The organism is Microbacterium sp. SL75, from assembly GCF_026625865.1.
GTDB lineage: Bacteria > Actinomycetota > Actinomycetes > Actinomycetales > Microbacteriaceae > Microbacterium.
In genome coordinates this window covers 3,165,422-3,191,173 of sequence record NZ_CP113067.1, presented here as the reverse complement: position 1 = coordinate 3,191,173, position 25,752 = coordinate 3,165,422, and the positions used below count along the sequence as shown (strand labels likewise).

Sequence of the window (25,752 nt, the reverse complement as noted above, 5' to 3'; positions counted from 1 at the left end):
TACGCATGACCTCCAAAGACGCCTTGACAGAGGCCGGTTCGCGACGAGAAGATCGCACCCAAGCGGGTATGTGAGCGTTAACACTGGAGTCGACGCCCCGCGAGAACGCGTCTCCGCAGATCCCGTCAGGGGTCGCGGTCTGCCGGGCAACCCCCTCCCCGACGACGCGCTGTCGTGCGCTTCCGGCCGGCACTCCCCGCCTGCGGCGCGCGGCGTTCCCCCGCCCCACCCGGGCTCGCCTCGTGGCGGTCCGGCACAACGAAAGGTACTCACATGTCTCGGACGACGACGTCGCGAGCAAGAGGTCGAGGATGGAGCCTGGGCAGCGCGCTCTTGACATCCCTTGCCCTCTGTCTCGCCGTGTTCGGCTCAGCCTCCCCCGCCTCGGCCGCACCGACCGCGCCGGTCGGCACGGGCACGAACCAAGAGATTCGCAATCAGCAGAACACCCTGTGCATGGACGACTACGCCTTCGATACTCAGCCGGGTGCCGAGGTGCGCCAGTGGACCTGCCTCGAGGGCCAGAATCAGCTCTGGGCGATCACCGACCTCGGAAACGGCTACGCCGAGATCAAGAACACGTTCAGCAACCTCTGTCTCGACAACTACAACTTCGCCACCACGAGCGGATCGGAGGTGCGTCAGTGGTCGTGCTGGCGCGGCGACGTGCAGCAGTGGCAGCTGACCGACGTCGGAGGCGGCTGGACCGAGATCCGCAACAAGTACAACAACCTCTGCCTGCAGAGTGTCGCGTCCCCTGCCGACGGGGGGCTGCTGTCGCAGGTCACCTGCGACGGCACCGGCGTCCAGCGCTGGCGCCTTACGGACCCGAACGTGTCGAAGATGACATACACCCTCTACGAGTCGTCGAACCCGTCGGCCGATGAGCTCGATGCCTACGCCCGCATCAGGGACGCGATGGACCGTGCGCTCGCCCGGTACAACAAGTTCAACAACACCTGGCGGCACCTGAATGTCTCCTACGCACCCGGCGTCCCCACGGCCGAGGCCAGCATCAACGGTGACATCCGCTTCGGAAGCAATCGTTCCTACATGGTCGAGGGGACGGCGCTACACGAGATCTCGCACACCGTCGGGGTAGGCACAGCCGGCCACTTTCAGGCCAAATGCGACGCGCAGGATTGGCCCTCCGCCCTACCCCTGCTGAAGTCGTGGGATGGTCCGGACGCGCGGATCAACTGCGGCGGCAGCCACATGTGGCCGTACGGGCTGAACTACTCGGACGAGTTCAGTGAGACCGCGTTCGACCGCAACGTGCGGCTCATCCAGGCGATGCACCATGACGGTCTCTAACGCCTGAAACGACGGTGCCGGTTCGCGAAGACGATCCGCGGACCGGCACCGCCGTGTTCACTTTCCCCAGGCGTCCGAGACCGTGCGGCGCACGTCGCCGAGCAGCTGGGGCAGCGCCTTCGTCTTCGCGATGATCGGGAAGAAGTTCGCGTCCGACGCCCAGCGGGGCACGATGTGCTGGTGCAGGTGCCCGTCGACACCGGCTCCCGCGATCGCGCCCTGGTTCATGCCCAGGTTGAAGCCGTCGCACTTAGACACCGCCCGCAGCACCCGCATGCCGCGCTGCGTGAGCGCGCCGATCTCGGCGACCTCTTCGTCGGTGGCCTGGTCGTACGTCGCGATGTGGCGGTACGGGCACACCAGCAGGTGGCCCGAGTTGTACGGGAACAGGTTCAGCAGCACGTAGGCGGTCTTCCCGCGCGCGACGATCAGACCGTCCTCGTCGGACTTGTCGGGGGCGGCGCAGAACGGGCAGTTCTGCTCCATAGGCTCCCGGCCCGCCGAGATGTACGCCATGCGGTGCGGCGTCCACAGGCGCTGGAACTCGTCTGGTACGCCCGGGAGCGTCATGGCGTCGACGAGTTCGGCGTCGGTCGTGACCGATCCGGACCCGTCGCTGGCGGGTGTCGACCCGGCCACCGGCGACGAGTCCGCCGCGACGGCATCCGGATCGGTGGTCACGCGAGATCCTCGGCGGTGTTGACGAGCGTCCGGGCCGAGATCGCCCCGGTGATGCGCGCGACAGCCTCGTCGACGGGGATGCCGTTGAGCTGGGTGCCGTCGCGGAAGCGGAACGAGACCGTGCCGCCCGCGCGGTCCTGCTCCCCCGCGATCAGCATGAGCGGCACCTTCTGCGTGGTGTGCGTGCGGATCTTCTTCTGCATGCGGTCGTCGCTGTGATCGGCCTCGGCGCGTACGCCTCGGGCCTTGAGGTCGGCCACGATGCCCTGGAGGTAGTCGCCGTACTCGGCGGCCACGGGAACGGCCACGACCTGCACGGGTGCGAGCCACACCGGGAAGGCTCCGGCGTAGTGCTCGAGCAGGATGGCGAAGAAGCGCTCCACCGAGCCGAACAGGGCGCGGTGGATCATGACGGGGCGGTGCTTCTCGCCGTCGGGGCCGGTGTACTCGAGCTCGAAGCGCTCGGGCTGGTTGAAGTCGAGCTGGATGGTCGACATCTGCCAGGTGCGTCCGATCGCGTCGCGCGCCTGCACCGAGATCTTGGGGCCGTAGAAGGCCGCCCCGCCCGGGTCGGGCACGAGCTCGAGGCCGGAGGCCTCGGCGACCTCGCGAAGGGTCTCGGTCGCCTCGGTCCACAGCGCGTCGTCGCCGATGAACTTGGGATTGCCGTCTTCTTTGGTCGACAACTCGAGATAGAAGTCGTTGAGACCGTAGTCGCGCAGGGTCTGCAGCACGAAGTCGAGGCTGTGGGTCAGCTCGCCCTTGACCTGTTCGGCGGTGACGTAGATGTGCGTGTCGTCCTGAGTCATGCCGCGCACGCGCGTGAGGCCCGAGAGGGTTCCGCTCTTCTCGTAGCGGTAGACGGACCCGAATTCGCTCAGGCGCAGAGGCAGCTCGCGGTAGCTGCGTCCGCGCGAACGGAAGATCAGGTTGTGGAACGGGCAGTTCATGGGCTTCAGGTAGTACTCCTGGCCCTCGCGCGACACGTGCCCATCGGCATCCACGACCTCGTCGAGAACCATCGGGGGGTACATGCCGTCGGCGTACCACTGCAGGTGACCGCTCGTCATGAACAGGTCGCCCTTGGTGATGTGCGGGGTGTTGACGACCTCGTAGCCGCTGGCGAGAAGGCGCTCGCGCATGTAGCGCTCGATCTCGTAGCGGATGATGCCGCCCTTGGGGTGGAACACCGCCAAACCCGGACCGATCTCGTCGGGGAACGAGAAGAGGTCGAGCTCTTTGCCGAGCTTGCGGTGGTCGCGCTTTGCGGCCTCTTCGAGACGGTGCTGGTAGGCACGCAATTCGTCCTTGGTGGGCCACGCGGTGCCGTAGATGCGCTGCAGTTGCGGGTTCTTCTCGCTACCGCGCCAGTAGGCACCGGCGATGCGCGTGAGGTCCCAACCGTTTCCGATGAGGCGGGTGCCCGGAACGTGGGGGCCGCGGCAGAGGTCTTTCCAGGCGGTCTCGCCGTCTCGGGTGACGTTGTCGTAGATCGTCAGCTCACCGGCGCCGACCTCGACGGACGCGCCCTCGGCCGCCTCGGCCGAGCCGCCCTTGAGCCCGATCAGCTCGAGCTTGAACGGTTCGTCGGACAATTCCGCGCGGGCCTCGTCGTCGCTGACGACACGGCGCACGAACCGCTGGTTCTCGCGGACGATGCGCTCCATCTCCTTCTTGATGACCTTGAGGTCCTCGGGGGTGAAGGGCTCGTCGACCTGGAAGTCGTAGTAGAAGCCGTCGGTGACGGGAGGGCCGATGCCGAGGTTCGCCTGGGGCTTGACACGCTGCACGGCCTGAGCGAGCACGTGCGCGGTCGAGTGGCGCAGGATCGACAGGCCGTCGGCGCTGTCGACCGTGACCGGCTCCACCCGGTCATCGGCCGTCACGGTCGTGGCCAGGTCTTTCAACTCCCCGTTGACGCGCAGAGCGACGACCGAACGGTCGGGGAAGAGGGCGAAGCCATCGGCGGGGAAATCAGTCACAGAACATCTCCTGAAGGGGTCGTTTCCAGGCTACCGGGCGGGCGTGGTCTCGACCGCACGCGACGTGCCTCATAGTGGAGCGGTGACTTTGGCCATCATCGGCGGCGTGCTCTGGGTGCTCGGGCTCATCGCGCTGCTCACCGGCGTCTTTCCCGCCGACGCCGCCCTCGCCGTCGCCGACCGCGTCTGGCCCATCTTGCTTTTCGTCGTCGCCGTGACGATCGTCGCCGAACTGGCCTCGAAGGCGGGGCTGTTCGACGTCGTGGCCGCGCGCCTGGCGAGGATCGCTCGCGGGCGCACCGCCTTGCTGTGGGTGCTGGTCGTGGCCCTCGCCACGGTGGCGACGGCGTTCCTGTCGTTGGACACGACCGCGGTGCTGCTCACTCCCGTGGTCGTCGCCATGGCCGTGGCGCGGCGACTGGATCCGCTTCCCTTCGCCTTCGTCACCGTCGTGCTCGCCAACACCGCCTCGCTGGTGCTCCCGGTGTCGAACCTCACCAACCTGCTGGCATCCGAGGCGCTCGGCGGCGGTCACGACCCCGTCGCGTTCCTCGCCCTGCTGGGTCCCTCGGCGCTCATCGCCATTGCCGTGTCGGTCATCGTGCTGACGCTCGTGTTCCTGCGCCGACTGCCGAAGACATACCCGGATGCCGCCTCCCCCGAGGTCTCGGATCGCCTTCTGCTACGCGTCTCGGCGGTGGTGACCGTCGCTCTGCTTCCCCTGCTGGTCATCGGACTCGAACCCTGGATGCCGGCCACGGGAGCGGCCCTCGTCCTGATCGCCGCGTTCGCCTGGCGCGCGCCGCGAGCCCTCGGCATCCGTCTGGTGCCCTGGTCTCTGCTGGTGTTCGCCGGCGGACTGTTCCTGGCCGTGGGGGCCCTCGAGGCCCTCGGGATCGGGCGGGTCACCGCGGTGCTGGCCGGCTCGGGCGACGACCTCGTGTCGCTCTGGCAGGTGGCGGGTGTCGGCGCCCTCGCGGCGAACGGCATCAACAACCTGCCCGCCTACCTCGCCCTCGAGTCGGTGGCGGGCTCTCCCGCGCGACTGGCTGCGCTGCTGATCGGTGTGAACGCTGGTCCGATCGTCACGCCTTGGGCGTCGTTGGCGACCCTGCTGTGGCACGACCGTCTCGTCGCGGCGGGCGTCGAGGTGCGGTGGAGCCGATTCGTTCTGCTCGGCGCGGTGATCGCGCCGCTGATCCTGTTGCTGGGCGTCCTGCCGCTCGTGTGGTGAGCGGTCAATCCTCGTAGGTACGCGACCACGCCTTGCCGGGCTCGATGAACCAGACCGCCAGTCCCTCGCGCAGACCGTAGTCCTCGCCCGTGTAGAGCCGTGCGATGCGATCGACGTACGGCAGGGCGGCGTCGCCGTCGATCCGTTCCACGGCCACGCCACGCACGAACGCCATCGAGTAGCTGTTGTCGGATGCCGTGACCGAGATGGCCACGCGAGGGTCGCGCTGCAGGTTGCGGTCCTTGAGGGTGTCGACCTCGGTGAACAGCATGAGCCGTTCGCCATCCACCCCGACCCAGAGTGGGATCGAGTGGGGCGATCCGTCGCGCATGAGTGTCGCCAGGTGCGCCACGGCATCGGTCTCGAAGTACGGCTTGGTGGTGGCCCAATTGCTCATACCGGAGGTAACCGCCGAGGGCTCGGCATCCATTCCCCGCTCAGCCGCGGATGGAGTGGGGGGCCTGGTCGTTCGGAACCTCGCTGAACACCATCTCTTCGCGCCGCACGCTCTCGCGGGGAACGAACTCGTCGGGCTCGGTCACGACATAGAGCCCTCGACCCGAGTTGGCGTTGTAGGTCAGCGCGTGCAGCCAGGCCGTGCTGAGCTGCGGCGTGCGGCTACCGTGGAACTTGAACACCAGCGACACGTGCGGGTGGATGTAGACCGTGGTGCGTCCGCCGCCGGTGCTGATGTCGTCCTTCCACGTGAAGGGGAAGCTCTCGCCTCGCCGGACCTTGGCCATGATGACCGCCTGCAGGTGGGCCAGCAGCCGGTCTTCGAAATCGACCTTGATGTTGCTGTCGTAGATGAACTTGCCCATTTTCCACTCCCGTCGCCGCCGCCCACGGCCCTGCGCCTCTCGGCGAGAAGGGGAACGCGGGATCCGGGGGCCGGCAACCGCTCTCTATGTGAACGGTCTCTCGAAACCCTCTCGCGCGCAAACCCCTTGCGGCGGACTGCGCGTTCGGGATAGCGCAGCGGATGCCGCCGATCAGGCGTCGCGCGAGATGCGGATGATGACGCGGTCACCGGGCTTCCGCTGGATCCGCCTGGCGAAGGCCTCGAAGCCGAGGATGGCGCGGTACTGCAACCCGTACTTGCCTTTGAGCGCGGCATTCGCGCGGGCGTCGTCGGTGGCGGGTCCGGCGATGCGTCCCTCGGCCTCGACGCGGATGGCGTCCGGTTCGACCTTGCCCATGCGGCTGCAGGGCTGCAGCGTGACGCGGGAGTCGTTGCGCAGACGTTTGACCTTGCCCGTCGAACGCTCGCTCGTGACGACCAGCTCGTCCCCGTCGCGCGCGATCCACACGGGAACGGCCACGAGGGCGCCGTTGCGGCGGTAGGTACCGAGAGAGACGAACGGCGTGGCGGCGAGCTCGCGCCACTGGGCATCGGGGACGGTCATGGTGTCACCGTAGTGCGCGGCGCTCTCCGCCGGGGTGGGTTGCGCCGACGGCGCGCCTCGATCCCCGTACAGGTCGAGAACCTCGGGGACGGATGCCATCTCTCCCGTCCGTCCGTGTGCGAAGCCGCCCCACAGCGCGCGAACGCTCTTCCCGACGGCGGCGAGTTCGTCGGGCCGCGCTCCCGCGTACGGGGGAAGATGCGCCCCGGTCGACTCCGTGCCGAAGACGAAGGGCACCTCGATCGCGTGGGACGCGCGGTAGACGTCATTCGCCCGCCACCGGAAGACGTAACGCAGCGCCGTCCCGCCCGCACGTCGATAGTCACGGGCGAGCCGACGAGCGGGGTGGCCGTAGACGATGGCGTTCATGGCCGTGTCGAGCGCGATCGAGACGAGCGCGTAGAGCGGCGGGAGGGATCGAAGGCCGTCGAGAACCGAGATCCCCGGCAGGAAGAGCCGCGTCTCTTCGGCCGTGACGCCGATGAGCAGAGGGATGCCGGGGGCGCGCTCGAGCCACCTCTCGCGGATCTGTTTCTCGGGAGGGAGCGGGGTGAATCCCGGCTGCGGCGCGAACGGCATGAGAGAGAAACGCCCGAAGCCGCGCGAGACCCGCAGTGCGGCCGCCTGAATGCGTGCCAGCTCCCCCACCGGCGTGATGGAGGTGAGTTCGGCGGATGCGGCACTCATCGCCGCCGCGAGCTTGACGCGTGCGCCCATGGTTCCCATCGGGGCGCTCTGAACGATCGCTCGAGCGAACAGCCCGCGGGCCCGATCGATCGCCATGAGGTGCAGGACCGCGTCGCCACCGGCGGACTGCCCGAAGGCCGTCACGCGCGCGGGGTCTCCCCCGAAGCCCGCGATGTTGCGCTGCACCCATTCGAGGGCCGCCAGCTGGTCGAGCAGACCGAGGTTCGCCGGCCGTCCCGCACCGTCGCCGAGATAACCCAGAACGCCGAGGCGGTAGGTGACCGTCACGACGATGACCCGCTGTTCGTGCGCGAGCACGGCGGGGTCGTACACCGGAAGGTCACCCGCGCCACTCGTGTACCCGCCACCGTGGATCCACACCATCACCGGAAGAGGTGCGTCGTCGGTGCCCCGATCGGCGGGCACGGTGATGGAGAGGTGCTGGCAGTCCTCACGGATCGGCAGCCCCCCTGTCTGGTCACCGAGAGCATCGATCAGCGGGGTAGGCGCCTGGGGGGAGGCGGGAGACGGGGCGATCGCGTCGAACACGTCATGTGCGGGTCGGTCCTCGATCGGTTCCGGGGGATCGAAGCGGTTCGCGCGTGCATAGGGGATGCCGCTGGCGCGCAGAACCGCGCCCTCACGGCGTCCGCGAATCGGACCCGACGGGGTCGAGAAGAGGGGGGCTTCATTGTTCACGGGGATCTCGCTTCCTGTTCCGCGAGGCGGTTCGGGCGTTGGCGGCGGGGCCGCGGGGTGCCAGGTCACGATACTGAGCCTCGACGATGCGCCCGCTGTGCGCGCGACGTTCTCGGCGCAAAGCGAGCGCAAGATCAGCGCAAGGACACCACAAGACTCGACCCAATGTGTCCCCCAAATGGTGGACACGACGTAGTCTCGTGTTGTTCCCGCCGCCAGGCACTCCGCAGCCCCCCTTACTGGCGGCGGGAACGACCACTCGGTCCGATGGCTCTCCGCCTGACCGGCTCGGTAGAGCTCCCCTCGGCGCAGCTCCCGAACTCGGGGTGTGGGTTACCGACTCGTGCATGAGTGCGCCGTTGCGCGACAGTCGTGCGAACGTCGTCGGCCAGAGCGTCGCGACAATCCTGCACGGTACGTCGCAATCACGTCGTCGGCCGGGTCTTGTGCCGCACCCGGAAACGACGAAACCCCCGGCGAACCGGGGGTTTCTCAGGTGGTGCGCGATACTGGGATCGAACCAGTGACCTCTTCCGTGTCAGGGAAGCGCGCTACCGCTGCGCCAATCGCGCCTATACAGGCTGTTCTATTGTGAGGCGAGGTGGCGACGGGATTCGAACCCGTGTAAACGGCTTTGCAGGCCGGTGCCTAGCCGCTCGGCCACGCCACCGTGATGTGGTTCGACCCACGTGTCGTGATGCTCCATCGGTTTCCCAAACGGAGATCCCTCCACTCGAGCGGATGACGAGACTCGAACTCGCGACCCCAACCTTGGCAAGGTTGTGCGCTACCAACTGCGCTACATCCGCATTTCGTTCCCGGGGCTTGCCCCGAGCACTCGTAAGACATTACCCGATCTCAGCGCGGGTGCAAAACGAGGCGCCCCCCGCGCGTGTCTCCCGGCACTGGTTCGAAGCACCTCTCGGCATCCGGTACGATCGATGAGTCCCGTTCGGGATGAGGGCGATTGGCGCAGTTGGTAGCGCGCTTCCTTCACACGGAAGAGGTCGTCGGTTCGAGTCCGGCATCGCCCACCAGATAAACCCCTGGCCACCCGGGGGTTTTCTGTTTTTCGTTGCGCGTTCGACCCCTCAGCGTGAAGCAAACGTGAAGCAAAAATGCCCGCAGCGCGACGCAATCTTGCGCAGTACAGCGATAGCTGCACCCGCCGACGCCGTCGCTATGCTGACCCCCATGAGCGACACGACAACCCCGAAGCCGGGCAAACACGACCACCTAAGAGCCGATATTCGGGACGCCGCCCAGAGCCTTCCGGCATCCGGTTTCGTGAAACGGGATCTCGCACACCTCGAGTCCAATCTCGCCGAGGGTGAGACTGTGTCGCTTATCCTCTCCGGGACGTATGACAACCAGAACGGCATCTTGGCTCTGACCGATCGTCGCCTCCTGTTTCTGAATCACGGTTTGCTCTCGCAGCGCAGCGAAGACTTCCCGCTCGAGAAGGTCAGTAGCGTGCAATTCAAAGCGGGCATGGTGCTCGGCGAGGTAACCATCTACACGTCCAACCAGCAGGCCACCATCAAGAACGTTGGAAAGCCGCAGGGTAAGGCCTTCGTGGATGCGTCGCGCGCCCGCCTCGGCAAATCCCCCAGCCCCGCCAGCAGTGAATCGGCAGCCGACAGTAGCGACCCCGTCGCGCAGCTGACCAAACTCGCCGCCCTCCGGGATGCCAGCCTGATCACCCCGGACGAATACAACGCAAAGAAAGCCGAGATCCTCGAGCGCATGTAGCCCCCGCGTGCCCGATGCGTCGCTCGCGGCCAGCAACGACGAAACGCCCCCGGCGCTCCTCCCCCATCACGGGTTTGGAACGCCGGGGGCGTTGTGCTGCAGCGTGCGGGTTACGCGTGCGCGAGCAGGTTGTCAACCTCGGCGCGAGAGAGACGCATGACGTCTCGCGCGCCGGCCGACTTGAACTGACCGATCGATGCCGGGTCCGACAGGGGGCGCAGCGAGCCCGCGTTCAGCAGGTACACGCTCGCGTCGGCGGGGTCGCTCATGCGCACCAGGTCGGCGCGGTCGTCCTGCTGCGAGTGACGCAGGAGGATCTCTTTCCCGAGTCGATCCGACACGTGCTCGATGCGACGCACGCCGGTCAGGCGCCCACCCTCGCCGGGATCGGCGATCCAGTGCAGGTGACCACCGAGAGTCTCGAGGAACTGCGCCCCCGAATCGAAGATGTACAGGTCTGCCATTTCGTAATCCTCCTCAGGCTTGGCCGTGGTGGCCGGGTTGATGGCGATCGCAGCGAACGCCGGGATCGTGAAGGGGTCGAAGTCACCGATGTGCCACTCCTCGCGGGGGGTGACGAAATCGACAGTGAAGCCGACGAGCCGGCACAGCGCGACGAACCGGCCCCACGCGAGCGACTCGTTCCCGGGTGCCAGGGCACGCCAGTTGTTGACGTCGATCGCCGCGCAGTCGCGTCCCTGATAGGTGAGGCCGTGCGACGATCGGCCGGGCACAGCCGCCCATATGCCGAGCTCCTCGCGGTACTGCACCTGCACGTCGAGCGGTCGGTACCCGTTCCACCCGGGCGTCACGTAGATCAGCACGCCGTACTTCTCGACTCCGAGGCGACGGAGCTCAGCCCACCGTGCGGCCGTTCCTGCGGGCAGGTAGAAATCGGGGCCGAGGTAGACGAGATCGCTCAGCGGGGCGCGCCCGTTGTCGTAGCGCGTCATCACTGATCCGCCAGGAACGTGAAGGCGATATCGGTGCGCGCCGAACTGAGCGCAGTGTCGCCGACGACGACGTTCCCGCTCGGCGAGATCTCGATCGGCCGGGCCTGCCCGTTCGACCAGATCGTCACGACGATGTATTTCGTCGGCCGCGAACCCGCCGGCAGAACGAACAACACCGTTCCCGGCGCGACCGTGCCGCTCGCGATCGTCCCCTCCACAGCGACGACACCGTTTCGGCGGCGGTGCTGGATCGTCTGATAGTTCGCGTTCGAGTGATTGCCCCACCCGTTCTGCAGCGCGAGAGCCGACCACCCGGTGTCCTCGAGGATGACCTTCCAGCCGCCCCCGACGTACCGCTCTACGGTGCCGGTCGTCGTGTTGACGAACGTCAGCCCCGTGTAGAGCTTCGCCGCCGGGAGCGCGTCACGTTCTGCGGTCGTGCCGACGCGCGTGTTCCCCACGTCGCCCAGCAGGGCGATGATCTGGTTCAGGTCGGCCACGGTGCGGGCCGAGTCGGTGACGACGCCGAGCCCCTTCGGGCCACCGGTCGATGTGTATCCCACGTCTTCTCCTTTGCTATGCCGTGAACGTGACGCGCAGCACGCCTGACTGCCCGTCTCTTTGTCGGCCGGGCCAGACGTTCCACCCGCCGAGGGCGAAACCGAGGCCGCCCGTGTTCGCTTTCAAGTGGTCGATGAGGCCGGTCGGGATGCCGCACCACCCGGACGTGCCCCCGAGGGTGGAGGTGTCCGAGAACGTCAGCGCCCCGCCCGGCTTGCCGGCCTGGTCGTGTCGACCGAACGGCCGCGCCCCGGTCAGACGGTCGGGCTGCGGCAGGTAGATCTCGGCCCCGTCGATGCGGGCGTTATCCGGGATCGTGTCTTTGATCTGATCGCCGTAGAACCATCCGCCCGAGTTGCTCGAGGAGCTCCACACGTCGGCGGTTCGCCACCCGTAGCCGGGCTGGTAGCTGCCCGAGTCGGTCGGGGTGAAGGTGACCGTTCGCGTCTGCGGGCCGGTGCTCTCAGGCGGCGGCGGGACGTCGACCACGGGCGCGGGACCGCGGCGCCCGATGATGTGCGCACCCTCGCGCCAGGTGAGCTTCACGAGCGTGCCGGCGGCGAATGTCACCGCCCCGTCGTAGGTCGCTTCGATCTCCCCGAGCGCGGTCGAGACGCGTGCCGTACCCCCGGATGCCGAGATGACGGTGCCGTTACCGAGCCGGGGCGTGGTCGGCCCCATCACGTACGCGACACCGTCGATCACCTGCACCCAGACCGACTCGTTCACCGAGGGCACGTAGTCAGTCAGCATGTAGGCCGGCACGCGCCCGCCGTCGAAATCGACGACCGCGCGCAACCCGTCGAGACCGCGGAAGTTTCCCGGGATGACGCGCGCCGTGCTTTTGTCTCCGATGAGCTTCAGCAGCGTTTCCTGCTCGGTCGCCATCCGGTCCCCCTTCTACTTCGGGGTGATCGCCCCGATTTCTGCGGTGAGCTTCTGAGTCGGCCCGTCGTCGCGCTCGACGGTCACGACCCGGCCGAGCATCCACACCTCGGGCCGTTCGATGAGCACGACGTCGCCTCGCTCGCGCAGCGGGTTGAAGATCTCGACGACGGGCACTACCTGCGCGCGCGGTGTCGACACCTGCGCGAGCGTCGAGTTACCCCACGCCTGCGCCTGCGTCGGCGTGGTCACGTACTCGCTCGAGAGGTACTTCGTGCGGCGCCCCCACGGGGAACGCGACCCGTCCGGGTTTGCCACACGCAGCGGACCGTCGAGCACCTCGGACACCGAGAGCACGCTCGACTGCTGTCCGCTCGTCGCCCGCACGACCACCCGGTTATAGACGCCGGCCGCGCTCATCATCTGCCCCACCGACACGATGTGATCGGCACGGGTCAGGCGGGCTCGCACGGCCGGCCAGGTGTTCGGCCGACAGGCCAGCGCACCCGACGGTGTCATGTGCGGCACCGCGTCGAGGATGACGTCGGCGAGCTCGTACAGCACGTCGAGTTTCTTCCCGTCGTAGAGCACCGCCCGCGATATCGGCTGATCCGGCACGGCCCGACTGATCGGCATCCCGGACACGCGCGCGATCTCCGACCACGCCGATGCGAGCGACGGTGCCGACGTCGGGACGTCGAACGTCTCGACGCCGAGCACCGCCGTAAGTTCCTTCAACTCGAGCTCGACTTCTGACCCGAGGGTGAGCCACTGCGAATGAAATCGCATCGCTCGATCGCGGGCGTCGGGCACGTCGGTGATCTCGTAGCGCGCGAACGCGACCCGCTCCTCGAACGGGCCGGCGCTCACGACGCACGACACCCACAGCTGCGCCCCGAAGGGCGCGAGCGGATCGTTCACGTACCGCGGGACGAGCGACGTTGCGAGCTCATCCGTCCAGGTGACCGTGCACGATCCGCTCTGCTGGATCTTGGCATTCCCGTCCTCCTTGAAACGGGGCTGCGAGATGGGGAGATCCTCGATCACGCGCGCCCCGCCGTAGGTGAGGTCGGCGTACCACCGATAGTCGAACGACCCGAGCAGGGCGGCGCTCAGTTCCGCTGACGCGTCGCGCATCGCACCCCCTTACCCGGCCACGCCGACGAGCGAATAGTCGCGGTCCTGCGCGCTGTACGTGCCGTACCGCGCGTCTCTATTGGCAAGCGAGGGATAGGCCGCGTCGAGATCCGAGTACCGCAGGAACGGTGCGACGATGCCGGGTGCGGGCGGCTCGACCTCATCGCACTTCGCCTTGATCTGCACCCAGTCGCCGCCCGTGCGGACGGTGCGATCCTGCTTCGGCCAGGCATCCGCGGCGGCGAAGAACGTCCGCGGCCACATCACCGGCTCGGCGGTGCGGATGCACAGCACCCCGACTTGCTCGTTCTCGTACGACCCGAGAGCCGCCTCGAAGGCAGCGATCCGTGCGGCACTGTCGACGTTGAGCACGACGTTCACGCCCTCGAGCGCCCGACGCCGGGAGCCGATGCGCCGAGGAACGGAACCGCCCTCGGTGTACACTGCCTGTCCCGGCGTCGGTCGCACGATTTCGGCGGCCGACTCGTCGTCGACCTCGACCCGGACGCCCTGCGCTGGCTCGAGCGGGTTGTGCACCCATGTGCCGTCGGCGTCCAGGGACGCGACGGCCGAGTCGGTGAACCCGAGCGACGCACCCCCTGCTGTGAACTGCTCGGCGCGGTACGTGCACTGCGTGCGGAACGGCGCCTCCCAGTCGATCGCCGCGGCGCCCGGCAGCATGTCCCAGCCGCCGCGCACCTTCCACTGCCGATCCTCCGAGTACCGCCAGATGCGCAGCACCGACGTTCCGGCGGCCAGCGACGACGGATCAAAGAACACCTCGACGAACGGATTCGCGTCGAGATTCGGCGTTAGCAACGGTCCAGCCATGTCTACCCCCTCACCCCGACCTCGAGCTCGACGCGGCGTCGCCGCCCGTCCCGCTCGATATGGATATCGATCAGGTCACCGAGGGCGACCCCGGCGCGGTTCACGATCTCGACCAGCACGTCACCGCCGCCACGACTGCCGCCGCTGCCGGCGGATGCCACGGCTACCCGCTCGAGGCTCTGCTGGTACATCGACAGGGGCTGCACCATCTCCTGCCCGCCCGGGTTGTCACCGATCACGGCGAGCATCGGCCCCATCGTGACGCCACCCGTAGCGAGGTAGGGCACCTGCGGCAGCGAGACGCCGAACGTCTGACCACCGACCATCGGCACCCAGTCAGGGATCGTGACCGAGATCCCGTTGATAGCCCGGATCGCGCCATTCACCAGACCGATGATCGAGTTAATGGGACCGCGGACCGCCGACACCGCCCCGTTGAACGCGTTCGAGATGAACCCTCCGATCGCTCCGAACACGGTTCGGAATGCGTTCCCGACCATGTCGACCGCGCCCGAGATCGCGTTGAAGACGGGCGAGATCACCGAGTTGTAGACCCACTGCACGGCCTGACCGATCCCGTTCACTGCGGGCATGATCGCGTTGTTCCACAGCCACGAGAACACCGACCCGACCGCGTTCACGGCGGTGCCGATCGCTGCCCCTACGGGCATCACGATGTTCGCGTGCAGCCATGTGAACACCGCTCCGACGTTGCGCAGGACGTCACCGACGAAACTCGCGAACGGGGTGAAGATGTTCTGCGAGATCCAGGTGAAAACGTCACCGATCCCTCGGATGACGGCACCGATCCCGTCGCCGACGGGGACGAACACGTTCTCGTATAGCCATCGGAACGCCTGCCCGATCAGGTCGAACACCGGCATCGCGACGTTCTCCCAGAGCCACACGATCACCGCGGCCCACAAGCCGATGTAGAGCATGATCCCGGTCACGACCGGCAGGATGATGTTCTGATACAGCCAGTCAAAAACCTGCCCGATTCCCTGCACGACGGTGCCGATGAAATCACCGATGGGGGCGAACACGTTCGTCCCGAGCCATTCGAACGCGGCCCCGATTGCCGCGAAGACGGGCGATAGAACGGTGTCCCAGAGCCACGTCCAAACGGAACCCAGCCAGGCGGTGACGCTGTCCCAGTTGGACGCGAGCCAAATGATCGCGGCCACCAGCAGCCCGATCCCCACGATGACGGCGAGGATGATCCACGTCACCGGCCACGAGAACCACGCTGCATTGTTCAGCCACTGCGCCGCGGTCTGTATAGCCTGCGCAGCCGCATACACCTTCAGCGCCGCGGACACGGCCATGATCCCGCCCGCGACCACTGATATGACTCCGCCAATCCCGATAAGGATTCCCTGGTTTTCGCCCGCCCAGTCGGCGAACCCTCGCAGCACCTCGAGACCGTCGCTCACGGCAGGCGCGAAGGACTCGCCGATCTCCGCCGCGGTCATCTGCAGGTCGCGGCGAATCGATTCCCACGACCCCTTCGTGTTGCCAGAGACAGTGTCGGCCATCGCCGCAGCGGCTCCCGCGACATCTCCAAACCCGCCATCCAGGTTTGCCAGCTGGTCTAGGAACTTCGGAATCTCCCCCGTCCCGAGATCCTCGAGCGGCGTGCCGAACAGGGCCAGCGCGGCCTGCGACTGCGCGGCCGGGTCGGTCATCCCGTTCAGGCCCATGATGATCTGCGCGAACGCTTGCTCCGCGCTGTCACCGCCCGCGAGGATCTTGTTCGTCATGTCGGCCTGCGACAGCCCGAGCGCTTCATAAGCCGCACCACTGGCCGTCGACATGTCCGTCGACCGGATCGTGAATTCCTTCAGAGCATCGCCGGTCTTGTCGATCCCGTACATGCCCTTTGCGCTCGCGTCAGCGAGCATCGTGAAGGCCGTCTCGCCCGAGATCCCCAGCTGCTGGAAGAAGGGGCCGTACTCGTCGATCGCGTCGAGCAGATCGTCGCGCACGGCGGGGGGCACCCGCTGCAGCGCGACGGTGAGAAGGTCGATCCCCTCCTGCGCCGAGCTCGCCATGCCGGTGGACAGCATTTGCCCGACGATCTGCGAGACGCGGTCGGCCTCTAGCTCGAATCCGCCCGACAGCGTCAGAACACCCTCGGTGATCCCCTGCAGTTCCTCGACACTCGCGTCGCGCATGCCCTTGATCGAGCCGGTTACGCCGGCAGTCGCCGACTGAACCTCACCGAGCGATCCCCCGAAAGCGCGACCGTACGCGTTCGCGGCAGCCTCTCCCGCTCGACCGGCTTCGGGCTCGGTGAGCTTCAGCGCCCCGGCCATGCTGTCGATCCCGGCCTCGGCGTCGGCGAACGCGACCGTCGTCCCGACGGCGAGCCCACCCACAGCGAGCAGCGTGCCCGCCGCCACCTTCGACCCCTGCTCGAGCGCGTCGTTCCACGCGTCGAACTTCGCCTTCGACCGGTCGACTTTGTCGAGCGATTCGTCTTCGACGAGCAGGCGGATGATCAGATCCGTTGCGGACTTGCCAGCCACTCGGTCACCTCCGGTTCTTCAGACGCTCCATCTCGGCGGCGTCGTCTTCCTTCTGTTTCGCGATCGAGTCGCAGGCCAGCGCCAGCTGCCCCCACATCTCGTAGGGCAACTCCCAAAGCCGGTCCGGGGTGAGAGCCGGCCAGTAGTCGTGACGGCAGATCAGCAGCGCGCGCTTGGCGACCTGATCCTCGAGCCACGGTTCGCGCTCGTTGAGCGCGTCGAGCTCGGGCGACGCATCCTCAGATTTGGTGCGCCGCCCGCGCCCGTTGCGGACTACTGAGGGTCCGGGGTCTGCTCACCCTCCGCCCCCGCGTCGCGGTGGTCGCCGGGCTCGGCGAGCAGGTTCTCGATCCCGTCGAGATTCGCGCACGACGTGAAGGTGACGTCGTGGCCGGCGCGACGCAGGCTCGCGAAGATCGCGAACGCGGTCTGCATGCTGCCGGACTTCATCTGGTCGGCGTACTCCTTGCGGTTCCAGCCCATCTCCTTTTCGACGGCCGCGCCGTCCCAAAGGTTGGGCTTCACGACGGGGATCGTCGAACCGTCTGCGAGCTTGATTTTTGCCATGCGATATCGCTCCTAGGTCTGGTCGGCTGCGCGCGTGAGGATCTCCTCGGTAGCGCGCAGCAGTTGGTCGCGCCCGTCCATGACGGGGTTGCGGAAGAAGGGTTGGCCGCCCTGGTCGATGTAGTGCTTCCGGTCGCCGAACACGGGATGCCGGAACCGTTTCTTCTGCCAGAACTTCGCCTTGTTGAAACCGTCCTCGCCCCTCGGGCCGGTGGTCTTGAACTCGACGCCCTGTCGGGTCTTACCCGCGGTCACTCGGAACTTCAGCCCGGCCTTGATCCCGGCGCGCATCCCGGTCGATTGCCCGCCGCGCTTCACATCGGTCTCGGCGTAGGTGTTCACCTTCACCGCGTAGAACTTGCCCTTGCGCTTCGAATGCACGAGCTTGTGCCGATAGCCCGTCTTGCGGACGCCGCGGGGCAGCGGCCCGTCGAGAATCGCTTTCTGCTCCGCGATGACGGGCGCACCCAGCGCCCGAAGTTCCCGCCGAACCGGCGTGCGCACGGCCGGCGGGAACTCCCGCAGCTTGTTCAGCAGGCGCTTCAGCGACTCCGGGTCGGGCGTCGCACCCGTCACCTGCCGACCGGTCACGGCGTGGTATCGAGCGTGCGATACACGAACCACACCGGCTGCGTGTTCACGCCGTTATCGAACGCCTCGAAATCGATCGACTGCTTGATCGGCTTGCCACCGTCGGACGACGGCACCTCACCCTTCAGTCGGATCGCCGGCAGCACCACCTGCAGGGTCGCCTGCACCCCGGCGGCGATCTGCGGGCCGAGGAACGTCAGCACGAGCGGCAGCGTCGACTGCGAGAGGTACGCGTCGCGCAGCGTGTTATCGGTGTACTCCGCGGTGATCTTTCCCGAGATCTCGGGCTTGCCGAGCACCGGGGGGCGCGAGCGCTTACCCTGCCCGCCGAGGTTCCACCCGTCCGAGTCCAGGTTGCGCTTCACCGCGACCGACACCTCGCCGATGTTCGCCGCCGGCTGCCCCGACAGCGACGCGAGCGCCGTCGTCGTCGGCTCGGTCAGCGTGCCGGCGATGCCGATCGACCCGCCCACGAACGTGAACAGGTCATCATCGGCCGGGTACGACGCACCGGCCGCGGCGACGTTCGTCAGCAGATCGCGGGCGATCACCGAGAACTTCAGCTCGACGGTCCCGCCTTCCTTCGCGGAGAGCTCGAGCGAGTCGAACGCGCACCCGGTGAAGGTGTGAGCGAACGCATTGACACCGCCGAGGGTCGGCAGCACCTCCTGAATCGTGTACGTCGGAATCGGGTCGGTGAGGCTGACCGTGTGGTTCTGCTGGTACGCCGCGGTCGCACCGATGACGGTGTTCGTCACGGCGTGCAGGACGGCGTTGAGCAGGAACCCGAGCCCCCGGGTCGACGCGTCACACGCGATCTCCCCCGACCCCTCGAAGCGCGAGATGTAATTGCGACGCGTGCGGTTCACCGGCTTGCCGGGGCGCTGCCCCTTGCCGGTCTCCGTCTTCACATCGAACTTCATCTTCGCCTCGGACTCCACGAATCGGGTCACCGTCGCGGCCATGCCGTAGGTGGTTTCCTTCGCGGCGCCCACCGTGAAATCAAGCTGCGTCGTCACCGTCGACCACCTCCCCCTCTTCGATCTCCTCGACGGCCGCCACGGCATCCGCCGCGGCCGTCTTCGCCGACGTGTTCACCGGCTCGTAGTTCTCCGCCTGCCCGGCGAACAGGGGCACGAGATCCTCACGCACTTCGAACTCCTCGCCCGCGGCGATCACGCGGCCCAGCGCGGGCACGTCGAGCGCACCGAGCGGAGACACGTTCTTGAATCGGGGCACAGCCTTTCCGGCCATAGCTCCCCCTTCCGTTGTTGGTCGATCAGGTGGGGCGCACCTTGTGTGCGCACACGAACTCGGTCACGATCTCGGCGACGTACCCGTTCCCGTCGTCAGAGCCGACGGCGTCGTTACTCATCTGCCCGGGCAGGCACCACAGGACGGCCCCGCCGAGCTCTATGTCGCGCTGCGTGATGTACGTCTGAATCTCAGAGAGGAGCTCGAACGCATCCTCGAAGGCCGCCCGCCCCGCCGCCTCACCGCGACCCGGCGCCCACGCGCCCAGCGAAACGCCGATGCGAATCGCCTCGTCGAACGAACGGCGCGGGCCGATGTTGGTCAGGTCGGGATCGACCGTCATGTCTGTGAGCCCGACCCACTTCGTCGAAGTGACTTCGTCGGGCGTGGTGTAGTAGCGATCGAGATCGCGGCCGTGCGCGGCTGTCGCCGCTTGGATCGCGTTCCACAGCCCCTCGCGCGCCGCGAGCAGGCCTGTCGCCTGACTGATCCCGCTCACTTGCCGCCACCAAACCCGGGCGGGGCGGGGAACGGCTCGAGCCACACCGCGACTTTTGCGAGGATGCCGACACCCATCGGCGCGCCCTCGTCAGGCCGCGAGCGCGGGCCGTTCTTCGTCTGATTCCACATGTGCTTCGCCTGCTCACGTCCGGCGAGCACGAACTGCGGAGGCAGCTTGCCGTCGGGGCGGAGGTGGCGACGCGGGTCTGCGGTGCGGCCGGTGTGTTCGTCGATGATGCTGCACGCCGTCTCGACGAACAGGGTCAGTTCGTCGTCGTCTTCCTGGCCCTCGTCGATTCCGATTGCCTTTCGAAGATCGCTCGCTTTCAGCGGCCAATTGCTCGCCATCGGATCTCCCCTCTGCAACGCCGAGAGGGGCCGGCACCCAACCGGGTGCGGCCCCTCTCGACTGCTGCGCTTCGTGTTTACTCGGGCAGGCGCGCGTACCCGTTCGCGATGTACTGCGCCGCCTCGTCGGCGGGCAGCGCGACGGTCCCGCCGACGGCGGGCCACTGCTCGCCGTTGCGGGTGCCGGTGATGCCGACGAGCATCACGACCTCGACGTGCCCCTCGTCCGGGACGTCGCTCGTGTCACGCTCGGGCTGTGCCGGCGTGGTGGGAGCGATGTCGCCCGGGGCGACACCGGGGGGCGTCGCGTCGGGCGCGGGCGGCACCTCGGGCGCCACGGGGGCGACCGACTCCGGGGTGACGGGCGGCGTCTGCTCGCCCGGCTCCGGGGTCTCGGGCGGCGTCTGCTCGCCCGACTCCGGGGTCTCGGGCGGCGTCTGCTCGCCCGCCGACTTGCGAGTGCCGGCCATCAGGACGCACCACCCTGGAAGGCCTTGACCGCCGAGGCGTCCTCGAGCAGGCCGTCGCCGCGGAGGATGCCGCGGAACGCGACCTGGTTGCTCTCGAAGTAGCGCTCCTCGGAACGCGCGATCTCGATCGAGCCGACCAGCCGAACGATGTACTTGGACACGTCACCGAAGACCATCGACTTCTTGCCGAGGCCGAACTGCATGTTCGCGTCGGGGTACATCGCCTTGCCGAGCAGGGTGTCGGGCTGACCGACCTGCACGGAAGGCGCCCACAGGTACTCGCCCGAGCCGGTCGCCTTCGCCTTGCGGAGCGAGGGCAGCGCGGCGTCGGCGACGATGAACCCCGAGCGGGGCGTCGCGCGGTAGGGCGCGGCGAGCGAGTAGAACAGGTCGATCACGTCGTCGAACGTGGCCGCGCCACCGACGCCGGTCGCGCCGGTCTTGCCGGCGGTCGCCGCGGTGACGAGGCCCTGCGTCTCGTTCACGCCGGTTCCGATCGCGAGCTTCGCGGCCAGCGAGACGCCCACGTTCTCGGCGATCTTGCGGGCGACGAACGCCTCGATATCGATCGCGGCGTCTTCGATGAGACGGCGCGGGACGACGATCAGCTGCGAGTGCTCGTAGGCCTTGATCGACGTCTTGCCGAACGTCGGATCGGAACCGGCGCGAGTGTCGGACTCGCCGACGTTCGCGTTCGCCGAACCGTGACCCGAGACGGTGGGCCAGGGCAGTTCCTCGCCCGACTCGGTGACGATGACCGTCGGGCCGGCCTGAAGCACGGACGACATGTCACGCAGGGGCTCGGTGAGCCGGTTCAGGAACGTGGTCGGGATGGTGTTGCCACCAGCCGTCGCCGTTCCCGAGGAGAGCGCGCGCTGGAACTCCGCCTCGGTGAAGCTGACGTTCGCGCGGCGCTGAGTCGGGTCCGCCGACAAGAGACCGCGGAGCTCGGAGGCGAGTCCGTTCTCGCGGCGGTCAGCGTCGGGGCGAGCCTCGGGAGCCGCGCCGAACGCGCGCTCCTGCTCGTAGGCGCGCTCCACCTGGTCGATGCGCGCGGTCCGCAGGCCGATCTCGCGGTCGACGCGCTCCCACTTCTCGGACTCCTCGGCCGAGAGCGAGCGCTGCGCAGCGAGGTCGCGGAGCGGTGCCATCTCGGTGAGGAACAGGTTCTGTCGCTCCTCGCGCAGGGTGCGCAGGGCGTCCATCGTTTCGGTCATTCGGTTCTCTCTTTCTTCAGAGGGTCAGTTCGATTTCGCGGGCACGGCTGAGGAGCAGCGTCCGCTGGTCAGGCTGGGTTTCGGTCGGTGCGGGCGCGGGAGGTTCGCCACCTGCTCGCTCCGCGTCGAGCCGGGCTCGGATCGCGGACAGGTCGAAGCTGCGGAGCATCTCGGCCGACGACCCCCAGTAGGCGGGGTCGGCGACCGGTGCGACGTCGATCAGCCGCAGGCCGGTGATCCGGCGCACCAGCTGATCGTTCTCGCCATAGCTCCACTCCTCGCCATCGGGCAGGACGCGGAACGCGAACGACGAGTACCGGTAGTCGCCGCGGCGGGCGGAGACGGCGAGGTCGCGGCCGTACGTGGTGTTCGGCAGATCGATCTCGTAGTCCACCCCCTCGTCACCGAGGAACAGGCGCAGAGTCCCCGCATCCGTCACCCCGAGCAGGTAGTCGGAATTGTGGTTCGTGCGGGCGATGACGCGCGTGTGCGTGGCGAGGTCGACGCCACCCTCGGCGGTCGGCTCGCCGAGCGCGCGCGGGTCGATCTGCTCGGTGAACTCGCCGTACCACCAGTCGTACAGGGTGCGCGAAGACGAGTTGAACGCGATCGCGCGCCCCGTCAGGATGCCCGCCGAGTCGGCCCCCTCGGGCGCCGCGCGGAAAGTCACCTCGCTCGCGAACGTGCGCCGCTCCACCTCGGGAGCGGCTCGCTGATCGGTCATGTCTCCTCCTTTGTGATCGCCGTCGAGATCGACTCGGCCAGCGACTCGCTCTCCGACTTCGTGGTGCTGTACCACTGCTGCCAGTCCTCGATCTCCTGCGCCGTGAGCGGGGCGCGGTCCTCACGCGCGCGCACCTCGTGCAGTGTGATCGAGCCGTTTCGAAGCTCCTCGGTCGTGATCTTCACGCGGTCGATCAGGTTCGGCCGGGTGAGCGCATCCATCGAGAGCTTCACGAACTGCCCCGGCGGCAGGAGCTCGCCGATCGCGCCCTCATAGCGGGCCACGTGCGGCAGCATCTTGCGCACGTTGAACCGTTCGGCGTCTGCCTCCCGGTTGCCGTAGGTGCGCGAGTTGCCGGCCTCGCCGCCGATATCCTCGGGCGGTACCCGGAAGATCACGCCGACGATGGTCGCGTTCGCCTTGATCGTGGCGAGGAACTGCGCCTCGGCCGGGTCGATCGACAACTTTTTGTAGTCCCAGTCGCCAGGGACGGTGACGAGACCGCCGTCTTTCACCGACTCGAGGAACAGCCGCTTCGCTTCTCGCGCAGTCTCCTCGGTCAGCCTCGCCGTCTTCGACGAGAGCAGCGCCGTCGGCGTCCCGCCCGCCTCGAAGAATCGCCGTCCGAACTCGGCCGCGTTGTGCCCGAGCTCGAAATCGCGTGCGAATTGCCGGATCGGGGACAGCCCCTTGATCGACCCGGGCTCCATGAACTCGCGCACGTGGATGATCCGGCCGCCCTGCGAGTAGGGCGACTCGAGCTCGCCGCCGCCGTTCAGGCGGTAGCGCGGCCCGGCATCCGTCGAGATCGGCTCGACCGAGTCGGGGTGCAGCCACTGCACACCCTGGATACGACCGCGCGCGCTGACGACCAGGCCGTACGCGTTGCCACGCAGCTGCAGGCTGGTCGAATACTGGTAGCGCCACTCGATCGGCGAGAGACCGGGGGCCGGCCGCAGCATCCACGGCGGCGCCTCGATCGGCCGGCGGGTACTGCCGGTCTTCTCGTAGAAGTGCTGCGGCAGCGTGGCGAACATATCAGCGATCAGCGACACCGCGGCATAGACAGCGGCCAGCTGCAGCGCCTTCGTTCGGCCGCCGTAGTGCCGGATCGATCCGGTGCCGTAGACGTCCTCCCACGAGATCTCGCGCTTCTCGGCGCGGACGAACGCGCTCATCGCTTCACCCCGATCAGCGGCCGGTCGCGGCCAGCCAGCGCGCGGGCAATGCTCCACGCGATCAGCAGCACGCCGAGCGCGATCAGCGCCGCCGGCCACCCGAGCCACAGCCCGAGTCCGACGACGATCGCCAGCATGCCGACGATCTCGGTCAGGTCGGTCAGGGTCATGTGTCCTCCGTTCACGCGCTCGCGCTCCCTCGGAGCCCCGCGAGCGGGTCGTATGCGAGATCCGGCATTGTCTCGGCGAGCATCTGCCGTGCGTAGGTGATGGCGACCAGCGCGGAAACGGGGCGCATCGACTTGCCCCTGATCCACTTCCACCCGGCATCCGTGGCCTTCGTGCTCGCGGATTTCAGCGCCTCGGTGAGCTCGTCTTGCCCGAGGTGCACGACGTCGTGATTCAGCACGGCGTCCAGCAGGCCGGGACCGGCGACGGCGATGTTCGCGGCCGTCATCACACGGGCGTCGATACCCGCCTCGAGCAGCTTCGGCAGCAGGAACCCGGCCGCGCGGTGCTCGAGATAGACCGGCCCGGGCGCCTCGCGCACCAGGTCGACGATGCCGGGCACCTCGAGCCCGTCGTCACCGTCGAGAATCCAGTCGGTGCCGGGCGCGTCGGCCAGCACTTCCAGGTGCACCTTCGTGTCGGTGCGGATGCCAGCGACAGCGATCGATGCCCACGCCGACTCGGGCGCCACGTCGATGACGTACACGACTTCGTCGCGCGCCACCTCCGAGCCCGGGTCGACGACGGCCTCGTGCTCCCACCGTTCCTGTGGGATCTTCCACGCCACCTCGAGATCGTCTTGCCACCAGTTCAGGAACGGCCGCAGGAACCCACCCTGCATCGACTCTCGGAACGCGGCGATCTTCGTCTGATTCGTCGTGTAGCCGAGCGCGGGCATGCACGACCACCAGGTGACCGGGTCGTCGGGATCGGCCTTCGGGTCAGCCGAGTATTCGATGTACAGCGACCGCATCCGCTGCGCGTTGAGCAGCGATGGGTCGGCGCGAAGTAGCTCGACGCGGGATCGCCCCGCCTCGGCTTTCTTCCACAGGAACGGCGACTTCGTCTTGCTGTAGCCGACGGTCGAAATCCACATCGACTGTGCGTCATCGACCGCCGTCGTCGCCGGCATAAGCGCCGCCTCTAGACGGTCGTCCTTCTGCGCGAATATCTCATCGCCGATCGTCAGCCCGAGCGTGCCACCGTGGCCGGCGTCTTCGGTCGGCGCGTCAATCGCCCACTTCGAACCGTTGCGGAACCGCATCGACTCCGACCCGTTCGACAGGTGCAGAGTGTTGCCCCGCCGGTTCGGCCGCAGCTGCGACTTGAACACCGACGCCGCAATGCGGTGGTGGTGTTCCTCCTCGAGCTTCTCGAGCGCCTTGTCGCGGGTCTGCGCGATGTACAGCAGGTACTGCCGATCGGGCCACATCAGCATCCGGTGAACGCCCCACGGGATCACCAGGGACGATTTACCCGATTGCCGGGGCACGATGATGACGATTTCCGAGTACCACAGCAGGCCCGTAGCCGGGTCGATCTCGAAAGCGGTCTCGAGGATCTCCCGCTGCCACGGCATCGGCTCCCAGCCGAGCAACCGCATGCACCCGATCACCTCGGATGCGATCGTTCGCCGAGCAGGGTTACGGGGCGTCGCCCATCTCGGCACCGTCTCCGTCATCCCGGCCGGCATTCCTGATCGCTTCCACGATGTCGGCACTCGAACCCCCCTCGTCATCCGTGAGATCGGCGAGCACCTTGCGCAGCGCCTCGACGGTCGACGCGTAGTAGCGAGCGTTCTTCGGGTCATCGAGCGCGCGAGCGCCGCGGAAGATCAGTTCGTGGCGCAGCCGCGTCGCCTTGTCGGGCGCCTCGGGCAGCGCGTCGCGGGCGGCCCGCTCGATCGGCGCGTCAGCCTCGAGCAGATCGAGAAGTTCGAGCGCGTCGAGAGAGCCGCGGTGAATCCACCCGGCATCCCGGATTGCCGCCGCTGCGACGATCGACGCCGTCGCCGAATCGCCGCTCGCATCCCACAGCGCATCGTCGATCAGCTGCGCGAGCTCGTCACCCAGTGCCGGCCGACGAACCGACAGAGCGGATCGCACCTGCTCGTCGAAGTCAGGCGCCCCGACGGTCACGACGACCGGACGTGTAGGGCGCTTTTCACGTGTAGGGCGCGCCCTCACTTCAGGTGCGGGCGCCGCCTCGGCGACCGGTTCGCCACCCGCGGCGGCGCGCTT

At 67.7% G+C, this 25,752-nt stretch carries 27 protein-coding genes and 4 tRNA genes; 4 read left to right on the top strand and 27 right to left on the bottom strand.

All coding sequences use genetic code 11. The features are described from left to right. Positions 1 to 333: 333 nt before the first annotated feature. Positions 334 to 1,314 (top strand): RICIN domain-containing protein, encoded by a 981-nt coding sequence (locus OVA17_RS15270; RefSeq protein ID WP_267787326.1) that lies wholly within the window; start codon positions 334 to 336, stop codon positions 1,312 to 1,314. Positions 1,315 to 1,371: 57 nt separating this feature from the next. Here OVA17_RS15270 and OVA17_RS15265 read toward each other — a convergent pair whose 3' ends face one another. Both OVA17_RS15265 and thrS read right to left on the bottom strand, forming a co-directional pair. Then, a complete protein-coding gene (locus tag OVA17_RS15265) occupies positions 1,372 to 1,884 on the bottom strand; it encodes an HIT family protein (protein WP_267789414.1) in 513 nt (170 codons plus the stop codon). 107 nt (positions 1,885 to 1,991) lie between these two features. Next, a complete protein-coding gene (thrS, locus tag OVA17_RS15260) occupies positions 1,992 to 3,977 on the bottom strand; it encodes a threonine--tRNA ligase (RefSeq protein ID WP_267787325.1) in 1,986 nt (661 codons plus the stop codon). Between the two features lie 82 nt (positions 3,978 to 4,059). Here thrS and OVA17_RS15255 point away from each other — a divergent pair, with 82 nt between their 5' ends. Next, positions 4,060 to 5,211, top strand: coding sequence for an SLC13 family permease (locus OVA17_RS15255; protein ID WP_267787324.1), 1,152 nt, complete (start codon positions 4,060 to 4,062; stop codon positions 5,209 to 5,211). 4 nt (positions 5,212 to 5,215) lie between these two features. Here the strand turns inward: OVA17_RS15255 and OVA17_RS15250 are convergent, their stop codons facing one another. The 6 genes from OVA17_RS15250 to OVA17_RS15220 form a co-directional block, all read right to left on the bottom strand. Next, a complete protein-coding gene (locus tag OVA17_RS15250) occupies positions 5,216 to 5,641 on the bottom strand; it encodes a TIGR03618 family F420-dependent PPOX class oxidoreductase (RefSeq protein ID WP_267787323.1) in 426 nt (141 codons plus the stop codon). Between the two features lie 7 nt (positions 5,642 to 5,648). Beyond that, complete coding sequence (locus OVA17_RS15245) at positions 5,649 to 6,032, bottom strand: ATP-dependent DNA ligase (RefSeq protein ID WP_267787322.1); 384 nt, start codon at positions 6,030 to 6,032, stop codon at positions 5,649 to 5,651. 171 nt (positions 6,033 to 6,203) lie between these two features. Continuing rightward, positions 6,204 to 8,003 carry a PPOX class F420-dependent oxidoreductase gene (locus tag OVA17_RS15235; protein WP_324289900.1) on the bottom strand — a complete coding sequence of 600 codons (1,800 nt, stop codon included), beginning with the start codon at positions 8,001 to 8,003 and terminating at the stop codon, positions 6,204 to 6,206. Between the two features lie 497 nt (positions 8,004 to 8,500). Next, a tRNA-Val gene (locus OVA17_RS15230) sits at positions 8,501 to 8,575 on the bottom strand. A 27-nt stretch (positions 8,576 to 8,602) separates the two neighbouring features. Beyond that, positions 8,603 to 8,673 (bottom strand) — tRNA-Cys (locus OVA17_RS15225). Positions 8,674 to 8,739: 66 nt separating this feature from the next. Beyond that, a tRNA-Gly gene (locus tag OVA17_RS15220) sits at positions 8,740 to 8,812 on the bottom strand. 152 nt (positions 8,813 to 8,964) lie between these two features. Between OVA17_RS15220 and OVA17_RS15215 the strand changes: the two genes are divergently transcribed. Next, a tRNA-Val gene (locus OVA17_RS15215) sits at positions 8,965 to 9,040 on the top strand. Positions 9,041 to 9,197: 157 nt separating this feature from the next. Beyond that, positions 9,198 to 9,755, top strand: coding sequence for a PH domain-containing protein (locus OVA17_RS15210; RefSeq protein ID WP_267787321.1), 558 nt, complete (start codon positions 9,198 to 9,200; stop codon positions 9,753 to 9,755). A 110-nt stretch (positions 9,756 to 9,865) separates the two neighbouring features. Here the strand turns inward: OVA17_RS15210 and OVA17_RS15205 are convergent, their stop codons facing one another. The 19 genes from OVA17_RS15205 to OVA17_RS15115 all read right to left on the bottom strand — a co-directional run bounded on the left by OVA17_RS15205 (position 9,866) and on the right by OVA17_RS15115 (position 25,650). After that, a complete protein-coding gene (locus OVA17_RS15205) occupies positions 9,866 to 10,708 on the bottom strand; it encodes a hypothetical protein (protein WP_267787320.1) in 843 nt (280 codons plus the stop codon). Continuing rightward, the gene (locus tag OVA17_RS15200) at positions 10,708 to 11,271 is read right to left on the bottom strand and encodes a hypothetical protein (protein ID WP_267787319.1); all 564 of its coding nucleotides are present in this window, start codon (positions 11,269 to 11,271) and stop codon (positions 10,708 to 10,710) included. The genes OVA17_RS15205 and OVA17_RS15200 overlap by 1 nt, the downstream gene beginning before the upstream one ends. 13 nt (positions 11,272 to 11,284) lie before the next feature. Then, positions 11,285 to 12,157 carry a hypothetical protein gene (locus tag OVA17_RS15195; protein WP_267787318.1) on the bottom strand — a complete coding sequence of 291 codons (873 nt, stop codon included), beginning with the start codon at positions 12,155 to 12,157 and terminating at the stop codon, positions 11,285 to 11,287. 12 nt (positions 12,158 to 12,169) lie between these two features. Next, entirely contained in the window at positions 12,170 to 13,291 is a 1,122-nt protein-coding gene (locus OVA17_RS15190; RefSeq protein ID WP_267787317.1) for a hypothetical protein, read from the bottom strand. 9 nt (positions 13,292 to 13,300) lie between these two features. Further along, on the bottom strand, positions 13,301 to 14,122 hold the full coding sequence (locus OVA17_RS15185) for a hypothetical protein (RefSeq protein ID WP_267787316.1): 822 nt from the start codon (positions 14,120 to 14,122) through the stop codon (positions 13,301 to 13,303). Between the two features lie 2 nt (positions 14,123 to 14,124). Continuing rightward, positions 14,125 to 16,653, bottom strand: coding sequence for a phage tail tape measure protein (locus tag OVA17_RS15180; protein ID WP_267787315.1), 2,529 nt, complete (start codon positions 16,651 to 16,653; stop codon positions 14,125 to 14,127). Positions 16,654 to 16,926: 273 nt separating this feature from the next. Beyond that, positions 16,927 to 17,220: a hypothetical protein gene (locus tag OVA17_RS15175; RefSeq protein WP_267787314.1), complete on the bottom strand. Its 294-nt coding sequence runs from the start codon at positions 17,218 to 17,220 to the stop codon at positions 16,927 to 16,929. Positions 17,221 to 17,232: 12 nt separating this feature from the next. After that, a complete protein-coding gene (locus OVA17_RS15170) occupies positions 17,233 to 17,811 on the bottom strand; it encodes a hypothetical protein (RefSeq protein ID WP_267787313.1) in 579 nt (192 codons plus the stop codon). Then, entirely contained in the window at positions 17,808 to 18,830 is a 1,023-nt protein-coding gene (locus OVA17_RS15165; protein WP_267787312.1) for a phage tail tube protein, read from the bottom strand. The genes OVA17_RS15170 and OVA17_RS15165 overlap by 4 nt, the downstream gene beginning before the upstream one ends. After that, positions 18,814 to 19,065 (bottom strand): hypothetical protein, encoded by a 252-nt coding sequence (locus OVA17_RS15160; protein WP_267787311.1) that lies wholly within the window; start codon positions 19,063 to 19,065, stop codon positions 18,814 to 18,816. Before OVA17_RS15160 ends, OVA17_RS15165 begins: the two co-directional genes overlap by 17 nt. 25 nt (positions 19,066 to 19,090) lie before the next feature. Further along, positions 19,091 to 19,564 (bottom strand): hypothetical protein, encoded by a 474-nt coding sequence (locus OVA17_RS15155; RefSeq protein WP_267787310.1) that lies wholly within the window; start codon positions 19,562 to 19,564, stop codon positions 19,091 to 19,093. Beyond that, positions 19,561 to 19,914, bottom strand: coding sequence for a head-tail connector protein (locus OVA17_RS15150; RefSeq protein WP_267787309.1), 354 nt, complete (start codon positions 19,912 to 19,914; stop codon positions 19,561 to 19,563). The genes OVA17_RS15155 and OVA17_RS15150 overlap by 4 nt, the downstream gene beginning before the upstream one ends. Before the next feature lie 77 nt (positions 19,915 to 19,991). After that, positions 19,992 to 20,384, bottom strand: a complete 393-nt coding sequence (locus OVA17_RS15145; RefSeq protein ID WP_267787308.1) for a hypothetical protein — start codon at positions 20,382 to 20,384, stop codon at positions 19,992 to 19,994. Continuing rightward, on the bottom strand, positions 20,384 to 21,601 hold the full coding sequence (locus tag OVA17_RS15140) for a phage major capsid protein (RefSeq protein ID WP_267787307.1): 1,218 nt from the start codon (positions 21,599 to 21,601) through the stop codon (positions 20,384 to 20,386). The genes OVA17_RS15145 and OVA17_RS15140 overlap by 1 nt, the downstream gene beginning before the upstream one ends. 16 nt (positions 21,602 to 21,617) lie before the next feature. After that, complete coding sequence (locus OVA17_RS15135; RefSeq protein WP_267787306.1) at positions 21,618 to 22,325, bottom strand: HK97 family phage prohead protease; 708 nt, start codon at positions 22,323 to 22,325, stop codon at positions 21,618 to 21,620. Beyond that, entirely contained in the window at positions 22,322 to 23,503 is a 1,182-nt protein-coding gene (locus OVA17_RS15130; RefSeq protein ID WP_267787305.1) for a phage portal protein, read from the bottom strand. The genes OVA17_RS15135 and OVA17_RS15130 overlap by 4 nt, the downstream gene beginning before the upstream one ends. After that, the gene (locus OVA17_RS15125) at positions 23,500 to 23,673 is read right to left on the bottom strand and encodes a hypothetical protein (protein ID WP_267787304.1); all 174 of its coding nucleotides are present in this window, start codon (positions 23,671 to 23,673) and stop codon (positions 23,500 to 23,502) included. Before OVA17_RS15125 ends, OVA17_RS15130 begins: the two co-directional genes overlap by 4 nt. Positions 23,674 to 23,684: 11 nt before the next feature. After that, a complete protein-coding gene (locus OVA17_RS15120) occupies positions 23,685 to 25,115 on the bottom strand; it encodes a terminase large subunit (protein ID WP_267787303.1) in 1,431 nt (476 codons plus the stop codon). 40 nt (positions 25,116 to 25,155) lie between these two features. Beyond that, positions 25,156 to 25,650, bottom strand: a complete 495-nt coding sequence (locus tag OVA17_RS15115; RefSeq protein ID WP_267787302.1) for a hypothetical protein — start codon at positions 25,648 to 25,650, stop codon at positions 25,156 to 25,158. Between the last annotated feature and the right edge of the window lie 102 nt (positions 25,651 to 25,752).